The sequence below is a fragment of the Lactobacillus sp. ESL0700 genome, assembly GCF_029392095.1.
GTDB lineage: Bacteria > Bacillota > Bacilli > Lactobacillales > Lactobacillaceae > Lactobacillus.
The window spans coordinates 1,684,728-1,700,590 of the sequence record NZ_CP113930.1; the positions used below are offsets into that span (position 1 = coordinate 1,684,728).

The following is a 15,863-nucleotide window of genomic DNA, read 5'->3' on the forward strand; positions in this document are numbered from 1 at the left end:
ACGCCAGCACTTCCCGTGCCTGTCAGTTAAGACGGGTGTCCTTGTAACAAAATTACGCATCTCGCGTTTTTTGTCGGCTCGTAGTATTTATTATACATGTTTCTCAATCAAGTGCAACTTTCTTACAGGTATTTACCTTACCACGGCTGTGTCGTTGCACCAACAGTAATATCACCTATATTAGTATCCTCAGGCTGATCAATTGCAAAAGCTACGATATTCGCAATTCTTTCAGGACTAATTTGATAGTTATTGTATGTCTGGTGTAATGCTTTCGCCGCTTGCTCATCAGAAATTGTATTCAACAACTCTGTCTGAATTGCTGCTGGATAAATCGTTGTTGTGCGAATATTGGCCCTGTCAGTTGCAGATTCCATGCGCAATACCGACATTAAGTCCCGCACCGCATATTTAGTCGCACCATAAACCCCAGCATTAAGATAGGGTTTCACTCCTGCAACAGATGACGTTGCAATAATTTGCCCAGACTTTTGTTTGTTAAACTGGGGCAAAACTGCAGCTAAGCCATTTAATACGCCTTTCAAATTAACATCGATCATTTTATTCCACTCAGTGGTTTTTAATGCTGACAGTCGTGAACTGGGCATCAAGCCTGCATTAAGAAACATTACGTCAACTTGGCCATATTTTGCCAAAGCCAACTGAACCAACTTTTGATTGTCATTTTCGCTGGTAACATCTGTTACCTGATAACTTGCCCTGCCACCAGCTGCTGAAATTTCTGCAGTTAGTGCCTGCAATTTTGCTTCTCTTCTGGCTGCGAGTACCACTTTGGCACCTTTTTGCGCTAACAACTTTGCTGTAGCCTCTCCAATACCAGACGAGGCACCTGTAATAATAACTACTTTATTTTTAATTGCCATTTTTCTCTTCCTTATCGTTAAGGTAACTTGGCATATTCTTTAGGATCTACCGGCTCTAGCCATTCGGCCTCGCCAGTTGTAATTGCAAGATGACTAAACCAACTATCCTTGGCTGCACCATGCCAGTGTTTAACGCCATCATGCACCACAACTACAGATCCTGGAGTTAATTCTTGTGGCTCCTTGCCCCACTCTTGATACCAACCGCGACCACCTGTGGCTAGCAAAACTTGGCTGCCATCATGGTGAATATGCCAATTGTTATAGCACCCAGGCTCAAATGTAACGTTATTAACGGGAACGCTGCTGCCATTTTCTTCTGGCTTAACTAACGAATTGTTGTAACTTTGCCCGACAAAATATTGGTCATAAGCACTATTTTTGGCCCCTGTTGCAAAAACTCCTGGCTGCTCAACTTGATCTTCTTGACTTGACCAAATTTCTTTAGCTCGATTAAAGGTCGACCATGCTTTCGGCCAACCGACATAGAAAGCCAAGTGAGTAATTTCGGCTACTATTTCTTCTTTAGTAATGCCATTATTTTTACCAATGTTTAAGTGAGCGCCAATCTGCTCTGTATTCCCCATCGCCATTAACGCGGCAATCGTAATCAACGAGCGATCGCGTGCTGACAACTCCTGTTCTTTTGACCAAACCTGTCCGAATAAAACATCATCGTTTAATGCGGCAAATTGCGGTGCAAAATCGCCTAAATTTTTTCTACCTGCTGTTTGTTTTTTCATAAATATAAGTCCTCTTTCTTATTCTTTTATAAAAGTTAGGTTAATATCGCCTAAATCTTGCAAGAATTCTACGCCCTGATCAATATGGCCAATCTTTTGTAAATCACCGATTATCTCGCCAGTTTGCTTATAAAAATAATGATTTTTATTTGTCATTTAACCACCACCTTAATAACTTTATTAAGTCTATTCCTTCAAGTTAACTTTAAGTCAAGAGCGTGTTAAGATATTTTTTGAAAAAAGGTGATAATTAATGACTAAGAAATACACAATTAAGGATTTCAGTGCTATGTTCTCCTTGGCACCGTCAACACTACGGTATTACGAAGATGAAGGGCTGATTAAGCCCCACCGCTTGATTAACCAACAACGTTACTATACTGATGACGACGTTAACTGGATGCGATTTCTCTTGCACTTAAAAAATACGGGAATGAGCATCTCTGATCTCAAAAAGTATGTTGCTTGGCGCGCGCAAGGTGAACAGACGATTCCGCAAAGATTGCAGCTGTTAAAGCAGACTAGGGCAAAGTTTTTAGAGCAAATCAAGCAGCAGCAACACCATTTACAAATTCTCAATGATAAGATTGCCTGGTACGAAGGTAAAACCAATGGCAAAATTGCTGACTCTGAAAATTTTAGCAATTATTTAAAACGATTAAACCACAAAAAATAGCGGGCATGAGCCCGCTATTTCTGTATGTGTTTTTGATATTTTACGCTAACAACTTTAACTATAATTCCAAAATGACGTTAAATACTTCTTGTGGTAATTTAACTTCTCCTTGGGCTGCGCGGCGTTTATTTAAACTTTGTCGTCTTAATAGCGCTGCTTTTTTGGAAACACTACGTTGGTTGCCGTCAACCGCCGCGTTTTTACGCAGTGGCGGCACATCAACGCGGGCAATTGCCTTACCTTCAACGATTGCTTGCACTGGCGTCGGATAAAGCCGGCGCGGGACAGTATACTTTAATTCCTTGACCAATTTTTGTGACATTTGCGGTGCATCCCCGCGGTGAACAACAAATGATAGTGAATCAACCGGCGCATAGTTAATATCCACCTCGATTTTAACCAAGTCGGCATCCTCATAATCCAGAAATTCTGTGTTAAGTGTGGCATAACCATGCGATACCGACTTTAACTCAGAAAAGAAATGGTAGGCTACTTCTGACAGCGGCATCTTAACGGTCACTAAAATTTGTGCTTCATCATTATCTAAGTCAAGCAGCGTGCCCTTATGCTGCTCCACCAATTTTAAAATGGCATTCAAAGTATCATTGGGCGTCATAATTTCAGCTTTAATAAATGGTTCTGTCACGTGATTAATCAAGCCAAAAGCAGGATATTGCGCTGGATTATTGATTTTCATCGTTTGGCCATTTTTTAGGTAAACGAAGTACGTCACGTTCGGCGCTGTTGTCAAAACATCAATCCCATACTCATCCTGCAGCCGCTCACGAATAATTTCCAAATGAAAAGTCCCCAAAAAGCCACAACGAAAGCCTTGTCCTAAGGCTTCTGAACGCTCTTCGACAAATGAAAATGACGTATCGTTCAAGCTCAATTTATTCAGTGCCTGCTTTAATGCTGGAAAGTCATTATTCTTCGGATAAATTCCGGCAAAAACCAACTGTTTGGCTGGTTCATATCCCGGTAAGGCCGCTTTAGTTGGTGTCATTTTAGTTGTAACCGTATCACCAACACGAATTTTTTTCGGATCCTTAATACCCGTAACAATATAGCCAACCTCACCTGCGTGCAAGTCCTTTTGCGTCTGCATATTCGGAGTTAATACTCCGATACCCTTAGGTCGAAACGACAAATCAGCTTGCATCAATTGCAAATCAGATGCGGCTGTTAATTGACCGTCAACCAGCCGTACATTAATAATTACTCCTTGGTAAGCATCATAAATGGAATCAAATACCAGTGCTTTAAGCGGCGCACTACTATCACCACTAGGTGCCGGAATCCGCGTTCTAATGGCTTCAAGTAATTCGGGAACCCCCTGACCAGTTTTAGCAGAAATTAGTAGTGTTTGCGCCGGCGTAAAGGATTTATCTAACTCCAGTAATTGCTGCTGCGTGCGGGCAACGTCAGCCGAAGCAATATCCACCTTATTAATTACCGGAATTAAGGCCAGATTGTTTTTCTTAGCAATGCGATAGTTGGCAATCGTTTGCGCCTGAATCCCCTGGGTTGCGTCTACTAACAGCAGCGCCCCTTCAGTTGCGGCCAAGCTTTTGGCAACTTCATAATTGAAATCAACATGGCCAGGGGTGTCAATCAGATTATATTCATATTCCTGCCCGTCTTGCGCCTGATAAAAATTACGTACAGTCCGCGCCTTAACAGTCACGCCGTGCTCCTGCTCAACTTCCATATCATCTAACATCTGGTCGCTGCGTTCACGCTCGCTAACTGTTTTGGTTAACGCCATAATTTGGTCGGCCAAGGTCGACTTGCCGTGATCAATGTGGGCAATAATCGCAAAATTACGAATTTGTGCTTGTTTCATTGTGTTTTCGTTCCTCAAAAAATCCTGTTAAATAATAGCGCATTTGAGCTTCAGCTTCCGCGACTAAGTCAATCGTAAAATCGAGATAAGTCAAAGCAACTTGTTGGTGGTTGAAGCTGGCAAGCGAGGACATATTCATCAAGCCACTGATAATTGCACTTTGAATAATAAATAAGTGACTGAATTGCCCTTGCGTTAATAGCTGCTTGCTTTTAGTTGCCAGCAGCGTGCCCAACTCCTGACTAACCGCATACAACTGGTTGCGCCGCTTAATCGTCTCCGCCATATTTGCCTTACCTTCTAGCACCGGACCGCGAATGGCATTTAAGCGAACCAATTCCGCATGCCCATTAATTAACTCTCGCGTTGAACTAATCATTAAGCTAATAAAGTCCGACTGGGTTACTTCACGTTTTTGGTTAACCTGCTCAATGATTTTAGTAAAAAAGGCGCAATAGTCTTCCAGCAAGACACTCATAAACAGGTCTTCCTTGGTTGCAAAATAGTTAAAAACCGTGCCCTTAGCCATTCCTGCTGCATCGGCAATTTGTTTCATTGTAATTTGGGTATAACTTTGCTCGGCAAAAAGCTGCATGGCCACCTGCATGATTAGCTGGCGCTTGGCGCGTTTTTGCTGGACTGTATGAACATTTGGCATTTTTTCACCTCTAACTTAAAGGTATTATTACGCAAAACTGACCAAAGGTCAATTTTAACCAATTAAAAAAGATCAGCTTAACTGATCCTTTTACTTACTGGTTCATCGTTTCAATATCAATTGTCTTGTCAACCCAGTCACCTTGGAAAAAGTCGCGCTCGTGACTAACAATAATCACGCCACCAGGGAAATTAACGATTGCTTTGCGCAATGCATCCTTGGTATCGCGATCCAAGTGGTTGGTTGGCTCATCTAGGAACAATAAGTTGGCTGGTTCAAACTGCATCTTCGCCAGCTTAACCTTTTCTTGTTCACCACCAGACAATTTTTTAAGTGGACTCATTGCCTGCTGCGCCGTCACACCCATGCGAGCTAAAGCACCACGTAATTCCTTTGGCTTTTGCCGCTCAAATTCTTCCTGCAAATATTGCAGCGGCGTCATATTATTATTTGGCCAAGTCAAGTCCTGCTTAAAATAGGCCAATTTTGCCGTTGTTGACAACTCGAAGTCACCAAAAATCGGCTTTAGTTGCCCTAACAGAGTTTTAAGCAAGGTAGTCTTCCCGATTCCGTTAAAACCGGTGATGGCCACTTTTTCATTGCCGCCAACTGAAAAGTTAAATGCCTCTTTAACAAGAGCGTGGTCATAACCGATTACCAAGTCTTGCGTCTGCAGCAATAAGTTAGAAGCCGTTGCAACGTAAGGAAATTCAAACCGCGCACGCCGATTAGACTTTGGTGGTGTCAGAACATCCATGTGAGCTAACTGGCGTTCACGTGACTTGGCACTCTTGGAACGTGTTCCCGCCTTATTCTTGCGAATATAGGCTTCAGTTTTGGCAATTTTGCGCTGCTGATTAGCATAAGCCTTAAGATAAGTCTCACGGTTAGCTTCTTTTTGGCGCATTGCTTGCTTCAAAGTTCCCGTATAGCGCGTGATTGTGCCGACATCAACATCAATAATGCAGTTGGTAATTCGACCTAAAAAGTCGTAATCGTGGCTGACAACAATAAACGCACCTGCAAAGTCATTCAGATAATCAACTAGCCAGTCAATATGCGATACATCAAGATAGTTAGTCGGCTCATCCAGCAGCAAGACATCAGGGTTTTGTAATAATAATTTCGCCAGAATAATTTTCGAACGTTGCCCACCGGAAAGTTGAGCCACATCATGATCGTAGCCTAATTCTGCCAAGCCCAGCCCCGACGCAACACGTTCGATTTCCGTATCAATGCCATAAAAATTATTTTCTTCTAAATAAGTCTGAATTTTACCAGCCTTTTCAAGTAATTCGTCAGCGCCATTCTCGGCATATTTAGCATAAAGCTCATTTAATTCTTGTTCTTTTTGATATAGCGGCGCAAATGCCGTGCGCAGAAAGCCGCGGATAGTCTCACCCGGTGTTAATTTGGCATACTGATCAAGGTAGCCAACATCAACCTTGTTCTGCCACTTAACCTGCCCTTCGTCCGGCAGCATTTCTCCCGTTAAAATCTTAATTAAGGTTGATTTACCAACCCCATTTTGTCCCGTGACCCCCATGTGATCCTCTTTATTAAGGACAAAATTCGCATTCTCGTACAAGGTTTTATCAACAAAACTTTGGCCCAGATTTTTAACCGTTAGTAAACTCATCGTCCATCCCTTTCGAACTAAAACAACTCGCTCTAGTATATAATAAAGTCGCACTTTTGGCTCAAACAAGAAGCTGACTGCCACAAATTTTGCCAACAATCTGAAAATAAATAGCAATAATTACGCGGCGATTGCCCATTAATCATTATGCCACTTCATAATAATTAATATTTTTACAATTAGTATTGAATTTCACAATGAATTATGCTTTAATTAGTTATATCAAGAGAAGTAGAAATACTAATTATACTATTTTAAAATCTAATAATTTATCAATCTTATAAAATGACTCAATATGTAAGTGGTTGTAGTCAACATCTTGATATTACTAGGTTTATCACCTGCTAGATTAAACACCTAGCAGGATTGAGCAAGATAATATGCTCTATTCATTAAATCACTTACAGAAGCATGCTAGGTTTCGAGCCTAGCATGTTTTCTTTTATAAATAATTCACTAATTTCAAAAAGGCCGCTGGAATCTTTAAATTCTAGTGGCCTTTTTATTGATGCCCAAGTTATTAAAACAGAGAGCACTGCTTCTTAACGATTATTTTTTGAAAGTAGACACAAACTTTAAATAAGCTTCCTGCTCGCCAGTTGCGGCAATCTTAATCTGATCATGCGCAAATTCCGCTTCATGCAAGCATTCTTCGGGTAAAAATATCTGGTGGGTCACGGTCGCATTGCCAATTAGCTCGATCCAGTAATTATTAGCGTCAGAGTGGATTTTCGTCTGTACCAATCCCCCAGGATTATAAACCGTCAACAGTTCATCCGCCGCAACCTGCTCCGGATAAGTTAAGTGACCGGCTAAACTGGTCGCCGACATTCCCGTCCCACAAGCATTGGTAAAGCCAACGCCGCGCTCATAAGTCTCCACAAATAATTGATTAGGTGCCAAAATTTGGGCAAAGCTGACGTTCACCCCATCTGGAAAATACGAATTAGGTTGATTTAATTGCTGGCCCAACTGCTGCAGCGTGTCGTGAGATGCATGAATATCATCGACAAAACTGATTAAGTGCGGATTAGGAACTGCCAGCGCCGTGAACTTCAGCTTAGCAGCCAGCGCCGGAATCGGTTGGTTAATAATTTTGGTTAAGGACAAATTATGCCAACCAACATCACTGGCCGCAAACGACACTGGCGCAATTTCAACGCTAAATGCTGGCACATTAGGGGCTAAGTCGGGATATTGCTGCACATGCAAATTCGCAGCAGCTGTCTGCACCAAAAACTTACGCTTGTGCAGTTTACCAGCTAAATATCTGGCAACCGTGCGCAAACCGTTGCCACACATTAATGCTTGTGATCCATCCTTGTTAAAAATACGCATTTGGGCGACAGCTGTCTGGTTAGTTGCCGGTTCGACAACTAATAAACCGTCGCTGCCGCCAAGCAATCCTGCTTTGGCATCCGTTATTTTAACAGCCAGGTGCTCTAATTCAGGCGTTGTTAGTGGCTGCGCGAGTTTTGTTTGGTCTAGCAAAAAGAAGCTGTTTTGTGACCCATGAACTTTTTCTATATTAATCATCATTCTGCTACTTTCTGTGTGAAAAAATTGTTGTAAATTTGTCTAACAGCTGCCGGAGCATCCTTGCGTTTAGTTCCCAGCATAATTGAAATTCGCGATGCCCCTTGGTTGATCATGTGAACACCAATATTTTGGGCTGCGAGTGGCTCAATAATTTTGGCCATCACGCCAACTTTATTTCGCATTCCCTCGCCAACCACCATGATAATGGCATAATCATCAATCCACTCCAAGCTATCCGGTTGCAATTCCGTCCGAATCTCCTGACACATCTTTTCGCGAACGCCGGCAGTAAACTGGCGGTTATCAAAAATCACGGTCAGGTCATCAATTCCTGACGGCATATGCTCGTATGAAATGTGATATTTATAAAAAATTTGCAGCAACTTCAGGGTAAACCCCACCTCTTTATTTAACAAATATCGGTGCAAGTAAAGTGCCGAAAAGTGCGTTGCAGTTGCCACCCCTGTGATTACGTTGGCTGGTTGAAAGTCCTTTGCCGGAACAATCATCGTTCCCTTAAGACGAGGATGATTAGTATTTTTAACATTAATCGGAATGTTAGCCGCAATTGCCGGCAAAATCGCTTCATCATGAAAAACAGAAAAGCCTGCGTACGACAGTTCTCGCATTTCACGATAAGTCATTTTGCTAATTGCTCTTGGATGGGCAACGATTGCCGGATTAGCCGCATAAATCGCGTCAACGTCAGTAAAGTTTTCGTACACATCCGCATGAAAACCGCGGGCTAAAGCAGCACCAGTAATATCCGAGCCGCCACGAGAAAACGTGGCAATTTGCTTTTGCTTGGTTAAGCCATAAAAGCCCGGCACAATTAGGTAACCAGCTGGCAAATGATATTGCGCTAAATTGTCATAAGTGTCCGGTAAAATCATGGCCGCCTGGGGATTATCTGTCACTTCAATTCCTAATTCTCCACTACCAGCGAAATGTGCATTTAAGTTTAATTTTTGTAATATTAGCGTTAATAAGTGTGCATTTAAAATCTCGCCATGTGCTTTAAAAGTTGCCAATAAATAATCATCAGTTTGGTATTCTTTTTTTGGTAAGTCCAATAAGATTTGCTTCAACCTTGTCATTTTTTCACTTGGTACGGAAAAATGATTACCAATTGCGGCATAACGTTGCCAAATTTGTTCCTGAATAGCAGACAAGTCTTGATGAGCCAGCGTTCTATGCGCGTATTCTATTAGTAAATCTGTTATTTTATAATCATTTTCATCCCGTTTACCAGGCGCCGAAGTCACAATAACTTTGCGCTCTGGATCCGCGGTAATAATCTTAATAATTTTCTCAAAATGTGGGCCATCTGCTAATGAACTGCCGCCAAACTTAACTACTTTCATTTTTTGGTCTAATCCTTTTTTATAAAAACTACTGGTAAATTTTTGAAAGATTAGTTGCAATTCTAGCATTTATTTTTTAATCTGCAAGAAAAATATTTTTGGGATTATAAACTGGTTTGATTTTTTAATTAAAATTATTGACAGGTTTCTAAAAATAATATAATATTTAAGCAATCGAAGAGGTCGCGGTGACCATTAGTAAATTAGCTGAGTTTTGCTAAAACTATGAAGCTAATTGAAAGGGGAAACTGCCGAAGCATTAATTCCTAAGCAAGAATTAATAGCTGGGCCATGATTGAACAAATCATGGACTGTCGTAGAAAATCTACGGAGCGCTTCCGACAATTTGATACCAGATATTAATTCAGGTTCTTTTGTTTCAGCGCAAACAAAAGAACCTTTTTTGTTAGCTAATTTGGGAGGAATCAACTTGGTTAACGTTAACTCACAAGGACACTTATCAATTGGCAACTGCGATGCACTTGAGCTCGCTAAGGACTTCGGTACGCCACTTTATGTCTACGATGTCAGCATGATTAGGCAGCAATTACGACAATTTCACAAGGCTTTTGACAAAACCGGCGTCAAATACGCCATCAGTTATGCCAGCAAAGCCTTTGCCATCAGGGCAATTGACCAAGTTATCGCACAAGAAAACGGACATTTGGACGTTGTTTCAGCGGGCGAATTAATGACTGCCGTTCAGGCTGGATTCCCGATGGAACACGTTAGCTTTCACGGCAACAACAAGTCCCTTGCGGAACTGCAGTTAGCCCTCGACAATCATGTTGGCACAATCATCGTTGATAACTTTTACGAATTAGAATTGTTAAACAAGTTGCTGCCCCAGCAAAAGCAGCCGGTTAACATCATGTTGCGCATTGCGCCCGGCATTTCGGCGCATACTCACCGCTACATTCAAACCGGTCAGGTCGACAGCAAATTCGGCTTTGACGTTCAATCAGGTCAGGCAGAACAGGCGCTAAAACAGGTATTACAAAATCCTAAACTCAACTTGCGCGGCTATCACGCTCATATCGGCTCCCAAATCATGGCAGTTGCGGGCTTTACGGCTCTAGTACAAAGAATGGTTCAGCTAGCAGCCACTTGGCAGGAAAAATTCCATTATCAGCCACAGGTTTTAAATTTTGGCGGCGGTTTTGGCATCAAATACACCAACGCCGACCACCCATTAACCCCGCAAGAGTTTGTTCACGACATGATCCAAACGCTGAAAAAAGAAATCGCCCAAACTAACTTGGCTCTGCCCGAGGTTTGGCTAGAGCCCGGGCGCTCGATTGTTGGTGAGGCTGGCTACAGCCTCTATACAATCGGTGCGCGCAAAACTATTCCCGGTATTCGCACTTATCTTAGCGTTGACGGTGGCATGGGCGACAACATTCGTCCCGCCCTTTACCAAGCCGAATATCAGGCAGTCTTAGCTGCTAGACCAGAGGCAGCGCCAACAGAAACCGTGACAATCGCTGGGCGCTATTGTGAGTCCGGCGACATTTTGGTCAAAGATCAGCCGCTACCTGAAAGTGCACCTGGCGACATTTTGGCAGTGCTTGCAACAGGGGCTTACGGCTACTCGATGGCTTCTAACTACAATCGTGTAGGTCGTCCAGCCGTTGTCTTTGCGGAAAACGGCCATGCCAAACTCGTCGTCAAACGCGAGTCAATTGCGGATTTAACCAGCCTAGACCTAAATTATCTTTAAGTAACATGAGGAAAAACAATGAAGCAAACTGCACAAGAAATTATTGATTTGATTAGCAATTCACCCAAAAAGACCCCGGTTAAGGTTTACGTCCAGGGAAATTTAACTAACCTAGCTGTTCCCGAAAGCATTCAGGCCTTTTTAGACGACAAAATTGGCATTCTATTTGGTGACTGGGCCGAGATTGAACCATTTTTAACTAAAAATAAAGCGCAAATTGCTCACTATCGCCTTGAAAACGATGCTCGTAACTCCGCCGTGCCGCTACTCGACTACACCAAGATTAACGCCCGCATTGAACCCGGTGCGATTATTCGCGACCACGTCAAAATCGGCAAGCAAGCCGTAATTATGATGGGGGCGGTGATTAATATCGGAGCAGAAATCGGAGCTAACACGATGATTGATATGGGAACGGTGATTGGCGGTCGGGCAATTATTGGGCAAAATGTCCACGTCGGCGCTAACGCAGTTGTTGCTGGCGTAATTGAACCAGCATCGGCCGAGCCCGTCAGAATTGGCGACAATGTTCTAGTTGGCGCTGGGGCCACGATACTTGAAGGCATCCAAATTGGCACTGGGGCCGTAATTGGTGCTGGGGCTGTGGTGACCAAGGATGTTGCTCCTAATACCGTCGTTATCGGCATCCCAGCCAAAGTAATTAAGCAAGTTGACGACCAGACTAAGAGTAAAACTGGTCTGGAAACTAGCTTGCGAAAGCTGTGACTGCATGACCCAATTTAATGAACAAAATTTAATTAAAATTAGACGTCAATTACACCAAATTCCCGAATTGGCGCTAAAAGAAACGGCAACCCAAAAATTATTACTACAATTAATTGGTGAATTACCGCAGCAGTTTTTAACAATTAAAACTTTCCCGCAATTGCCAACTGCAATCATGGTTTTGGTTAAAGGAAAAAACGCCCAAAAAACAATCGGTTACCGCGCAGACATTGACGGCCTGCCTGTTACTGAACAAAACGACTTGCCTTATCAGTCCCAACATCCCGGCATCATGCACGCTTGCGGTCACGACTTACACATGACCATTGCCCTTGGCGCTTTAAGCTATTTCGCTAATCATCAGCCACAAGATAATTTGGTTTTCTTCTTTCAACCGGCCGAAGAAAGTGAAAGCGGCGCTAAAATCGCGTATGACCAGCACCTGTTTACCGGGCAATTCGCCTTAGACGAAATTTATGCACTCCACGACACCCCGCAATTACCCGTAGGAACAATTGGAACTAGACAGGGAACATTATTTGCCGGAACTACCGAAGTTGACGTCGACTTTACCGGGCAAGATGGTCATGCCGCCTACCCGCAAAACGCTAACGACATGATTGTTGCCGCTGCGCAGTTCATCACACAGGTGCAAACAATTATTTCCCGTAGTATTGACCCGTTGAAAGCCGGCGTTATCACCTTAGGCAAAATGACGGCGGGCAATGTCCGCAACGCCATTGCTGGCACGGCGCACATCGAAGGGACAATTCGCGGGTTAACTCAGGACATGATTACTTTAATTAAGCAGCGCCTGCGCAAAGTAGCTGCTGGCGTGGCGACAAGTTATGGGGCCAACATTAAGATTAACTTCAATCAAGGTGGCTACTTCCCAGTTGTGAATGATCCACAACTAACTGCGGATCTGATTACTTTTCTTAAGCAATCACCTCAAGTTAACTTTGTCGAAACCGAACCTGCAATGACCGGCGAAGATTTCGGTTATTTGACCAGTCAAATTCCGGGCGCAATGTTCTGGTTAGGTGTTGGTCAACACGGCTCACTGCATTCCGCCACCTTTACCCCTGACGAAGGAGCAATCTTAGTGGGCGTTGAAACAATTATTGGCTTTTTAAAAAAACGAATGAAGAACAATTAATATCGAAAGGATTAACAATGTTATTACAAAACGCAGAGATTTTAACAGCCATCGTCACGCCATTTAACGATGATGGCACAATCAATTATCACGGCCTTGAGGAGTTAGTCAATCACTTAATAGCTCATGGTAGTCAAGGCTTTGTCGTTGGTGGCACCACTGGCGAAGTCGCCACCCTATCTAATGAAGAAAAGCTGGCACTTTATCAAAAATTTGTCGAAATTACGGCTGGTCGCGTACCGGTCATCGCTGGCACGGGGTCGAACAACACGCAAGCAACAATTGAATTGAGCAAGCAAGTCAGTCAAATTGAGGGGCTGGCAGCTCAACTCGTGGTGGTTCCCTATTACAACAAGCCCAACCAACGCGGGATGATCGCCCACTTTACCGCAGTTGCAGCACATTCGAGTTTGCCAATCATTATTTATAACATCCCCGGCCGCACCGGCGTCACGATGAGCAATGAGACAATTTTGGAATTAGCTAAAAATCCCCAAATTATCGGTGTTAAGCAGTGCACAACCGTTGAAGATCTGGAATACTTGGTTGAACATGCACCCCATGATTTTCTCGTTTTCAGTGGCGAAGACGCGCAAAGTCTAGCAGCCAAAGCAGTTGGTGCTCAAGGGATAATTTCCGTTGCTTCTCACCTTTATGGTGACCAAATGAGTCAAATGTACGCGGCACTTGATGCTGGTAACATTTCCAAAGCTGGAGCTTGGCAACGCAAGTTAACACCTAAGATGGCAGCCCTATTCATGTTTCCATCGCCATCTGGCGTTAAAGCAGCGCTCAATGCCCAAGGATTTCATACCGGCGGTTGCCGCTTGCCCATCGTTAACTTAAATGATGATGAGCAAAGGCAACTCGCTCATGCTCTTGGAATCGCAAATGGTGACTTAAGTCAGCCAATCAATTTGCAGTTAGGAGTCAATCATGATTAGAGTGTTAATCGCCGGTTTTAACGGGGCAATGGGTCAAAGAGCCGTTAAGTTAGTGCAAAAAATGCCGAACTACAAGCTAGCAGCAGTTCTTTCGCCACACTTGCATAGCCTAAACCCAAATGACTACAACTTAGACCCAGATACCGCGGTGTTTACCAACCTGACAGACATTACTGGACAAATTGACATCTGGCTTGATTTCACTACTCCTAGTGCCGTTTATGCTAATACGAAATTCGCAATTGAACACCAAATGCGACCAGTTATCGGAACTTCGGGATTAACCGATCAGCAAGTTGCCGAACTGCAAGACTTGGCTAAACAACTCAAAGTTGGCGGCATCATTGCACCCAACTTTGGCCTTTCAGCTGTTTTATTAATGAAATTTGCCAAAATGGCGGCAGCTTATTTCCCTAATGCGGAAATCATCGAGATGCACCACGCTGATAAAAAAGATGCCCCATCGGGTACGGCAATTAAAACTGCTCAGGAAATCGCGCAAAGTCGCACTTCCCAAGTAGCTGCCAACTTTGATGACAATCCCGCGCGCGGCGGTGACTATTACGGCGTGCCAATTCACGCGGTGCGTTTACCCGGTTATGTCGCCCACGAGCAAGTTTTGTTTGGTGGTGCCGGCGAAGCCTTAACTATCAGGCAAGACTCATTTGACCGCAACTCGTTTATGTCCGGTGTAGAACTGGCTTTAAAGCAAGTTATGCAGCTCGACGAGTTGATTGTCGGTCTTGAAAATTTAATTTAAACCTAAGGAGTGTATTTTATGCCAGAACTAGCTGCTAATTTAGAACCAATTGTCAATCGCCGGTTACTAACCACGACGCCATCAGCCATTCGAAAGTTTGACCAAGAAATCTCCGGAATTCCCGGGATTGTCAAATTAACTGTGGGTGAACCGGACCTAAATACGCCGGAGCACGTCAAACAAGCTGCTATTGACAGTATCAGCAACAACGAGTCACACTACGGCAGGCAAATGGGCTCTCTCAAGTTAGATCAGGCAATCAGTGCATACCTAAAGCGGAAACAAAATCTAGTCTACGACCCGGAAACAGAAATTATTGTCACAGTTGGTGCAACTGAAGCCATTGCCACCACCATTATTTCACTCTTCAATGCTGGCGATGAAGTCATTGTCCCTACGCCTACCTTTGCCCTTTACTTTTCGCTGCTGCACCTGTTTGGTATTAAGGCTGTCACCATTAACACGGCCCAAGATGATTTTTTATTGCAGCCAGAGAGATTGAAAAAAACGCTAGAAGATTATCCCCATGCCAAAGGAATTATCTTGAATTATCCTAATAATCCAACTGGCCGTGAATATCCCGAGTCTTTAATAAAAAAGCTGGCCGCAATCCTTAAAAAGCACCAGCTCTATGTGCTTTCTGATGAAATTTACAGCGAATTAATATACGGCACCAAGCATTACTCAATCGCGCGCTGCCTCCCTGAACAAACAATCCTCATCAGCGGTCTGTCTAAGTCCCATGCCATGACCGGCTACCGCGTCGGCTATCTCGCCGCCCCACAAAAAGTAATCAAGTTGCTCACGACTACACACGCGTTACTGGTAACGGCCGTTCCCAATATGACACAAGCTGCTGCCTGCGAGGCATTATCCGTGCGCGGGGATACCGATCCAAAAAGAGCCAACAAGATTTACGCTGAACGCAAAGACCTAATCAGTACTGGCTTAAGTCAGTTGGGCTTTGAGATTATTCCGCCGGAAGGTGCCTTTTACCTATTTGCTAAAATCCCCGCTAAGTATGGCACTGACGACTTAGCGTTTGCACGTGAATTGGCACACAGTGCTCGCGTTGGTTGTATACCTGGCAGTGCTTTTGGCGACGGCGGGATTGGTTATGTGCGTTTTTCCTATGCCGCTAGCCCTGAAAAAATTCGCGAAGCACTCAAAAGAATAGCTGATTTTTTAAATAATTAAGGAAGTAA

The 15,863-nt window shown here is 43.5% G+C and carries 15 protein-coding genes and 1 riboswitch; of the genes, 7 read left to right on the plus strand and 8 right to left on the minus strand.

Going from position 1 to position 15,863, the window contains the following annotated elements:
• Positions 1-137: 137 nt before the first annotated feature.
• From OZX63_RS08085 to OZX63_RS08095, 3 genes are read right to left on the minus strand one after another with little or no spacing between them, the layout of a single operon-like run.
• Positions 138-884, minus strand: a complete 747-nt coding sequence (locus tag OZX63_RS08085) for an SDR family oxidoreductase (protein WP_277143035.1) — start codon at positions 882-884, stop codon at positions 138-140.
• Positions 885-901: 17 nt separating this feature from the next.
• Positions 902-1,627: a carboxymuconolactone decarboxylase family protein gene (locus OZX63_RS08090; RefSeq protein WP_277143038.1), complete on the minus strand. Its 726-nt coding sequence runs from the start codon at positions 1,625-1,627 to the stop codon at positions 902-904.
• Positions 1,628-1,645: 18 nt separating this feature from the next.
• Positions 1,646-1,783 carry a hypothetical protein gene (locus OZX63_RS08095; RefSeq protein WP_277143040.1) on the minus strand — a complete coding sequence of 46 codons (138 nt, stop codon included), beginning with the start codon at positions 1,781-1,783 and terminating at the stop codon, positions 1,646-1,648.
• A gap of 97 nt (positions 1,784-1,880) precedes the next feature.
• Here OZX63_RS08095 and OZX63_RS08100 point away from each other — a divergent pair, with 97 nt between their 5' ends.
• A complete protein-coding gene (locus tag OZX63_RS08100) occupies positions 1,881-2,303 on the plus strand; it encodes a MerR family transcriptional regulator (protein WP_277143043.1) in 423 nt (140 codons plus the stop codon).
• Positions 2,304-2,361: 58 nt separating this feature from the next.
• Here OZX63_RS08100 and lepA read toward each other — a convergent pair whose 3' ends face one another.
• The 5 genes from lepA to OZX63_RS08125 all read right to left on the minus strand — a co-directional run bounded on the left by lepA (position 2,362) and on the right by OZX63_RS08125 (position 9,349).
• Positions 2,362-4,149 (minus strand): translation elongation factor 4, encoded by a 1,788-nt coding sequence (gene lepA / locus OZX63_RS08105; RefSeq protein ID WP_277143045.1) that lies wholly within the window; start codon positions 4,147-4,149, stop codon positions 2,362-2,364.
• Positions 4,127-4,807 carry a TetR/AcrR family transcriptional regulator gene (locus OZX63_RS08110; protein ID WP_277143047.1) on the minus strand — a complete coding sequence of 227 codons (681 nt, stop codon included), beginning with the start codon at positions 4,805-4,807 and terminating at the stop codon, positions 4,127-4,129. Before OZX63_RS08110 ends, lepA begins: the two co-directional genes overlap by 23 nt.
• 94 nt (positions 4,808-4,901) lie before the next feature.
• Positions 4,902-6,446, minus strand: coding sequence for an ABC-F family ATP-binding cassette domain-containing protein (locus OZX63_RS08115; protein ID WP_277143049.1), 1,545 nt, complete (start codon positions 6,444-6,446; stop codon positions 4,902-4,904).
• 549 nt (positions 6,447-6,995) lie between these two features.
• Positions 6,996-7,982: a diaminopimelate epimerase gene (gene dapF, locus OZX63_RS08120; protein WP_277145114.1), complete on the minus strand. Its 987-nt coding sequence runs from the start codon at positions 7,980-7,982 to the stop codon at positions 6,996-6,998.
• Positions 7,982-9,349, minus strand: coding sequence for an aspartate kinase (locus OZX63_RS08125; RefSeq protein WP_277143050.1), 1,368 nt, complete (start codon positions 9,347-9,349; stop codon positions 7,982-7,984). Before OZX63_RS08125 ends, dapF begins: the two co-directional genes overlap by 1 nt.
• Positions 9,350-9,518: 169 nt before the next feature.
• Positions 9,519-9,695: riboswitch (Lysine riboswitch) on the plus strand.
• Positions 9,696-9,779: 84 nt separating this feature from the next.
• Here OZX63_RS08125 and lysA point away from each other — a divergent pair.
• The 6 genes from lysA to OZX63_RS08155 are packed head-to-tail and all read left to right on the plus strand — an operon-like array spanning position 9,780 to position 15,855.
• Positions 9,780-11,069 carry a diaminopimelate decarboxylase gene (lysA, locus tag OZX63_RS08130; protein ID WP_277143052.1) on the plus strand — a complete coding sequence of 430 codons (1,290 nt, stop codon included), beginning with the start codon at positions 9,780-9,782 and terminating at the stop codon, positions 11,067-11,069.
• Between the two features lie 18 nt (positions 11,070-11,087).
• Positions 11,088-11,795 carry a 2,3,4,5-tetrahydropyridine-2,6-dicarboxylate N-acetyltransferase gene (dapD, locus tag OZX63_RS08135; RefSeq protein WP_277143055.1) on the plus strand — a complete coding sequence of 236 codons (708 nt, stop codon included), beginning with the start codon at positions 11,088-11,090 and terminating at the stop codon, positions 11,793-11,795.
• Positions 11,796-11,799: 4 nt separating this feature from the next.
• Positions 11,800-12,954, plus strand: coding sequence for an N-acetyldiaminopimelate deacetylase (locus tag OZX63_RS08140; RefSeq protein ID WP_277143056.1), 1,155 nt, complete (start codon positions 11,800-11,802; stop codon positions 12,952-12,954).
• Positions 12,955-12,971: 17 nt separating this feature from the next.
• On the plus strand, positions 12,972-13,898 hold the full coding sequence (dapA, locus tag OZX63_RS08145) for a 4-hydroxy-tetrahydrodipicolinate synthase (RefSeq protein ID WP_277143058.1): 927 nt from the start codon (positions 12,972-12,974) through the stop codon (positions 13,896-13,898).
• Positions 13,891-14,658, plus strand: coding sequence for a 4-hydroxy-tetrahydrodipicolinate reductase (gene dapB, locus OZX63_RS08150; protein WP_277143060.1), 768 nt, complete (start codon positions 13,891-13,893; stop codon positions 14,656-14,658). Before dapA ends, dapB begins: the two co-directional genes overlap by 8 nt.
• 18 nt (positions 14,659-14,676) lie before the next feature.
• Complete coding sequence (locus OZX63_RS08155; protein ID WP_277143062.1) at positions 14,677-15,855, plus strand: aminotransferase class I/II-fold pyridoxal phosphate-dependent enzyme; 1,179 nt, start codon at positions 14,677-14,679, stop codon at positions 15,853-15,855.
• Positions 15,856-15,863: the final 8 nt, after the last annotated feature.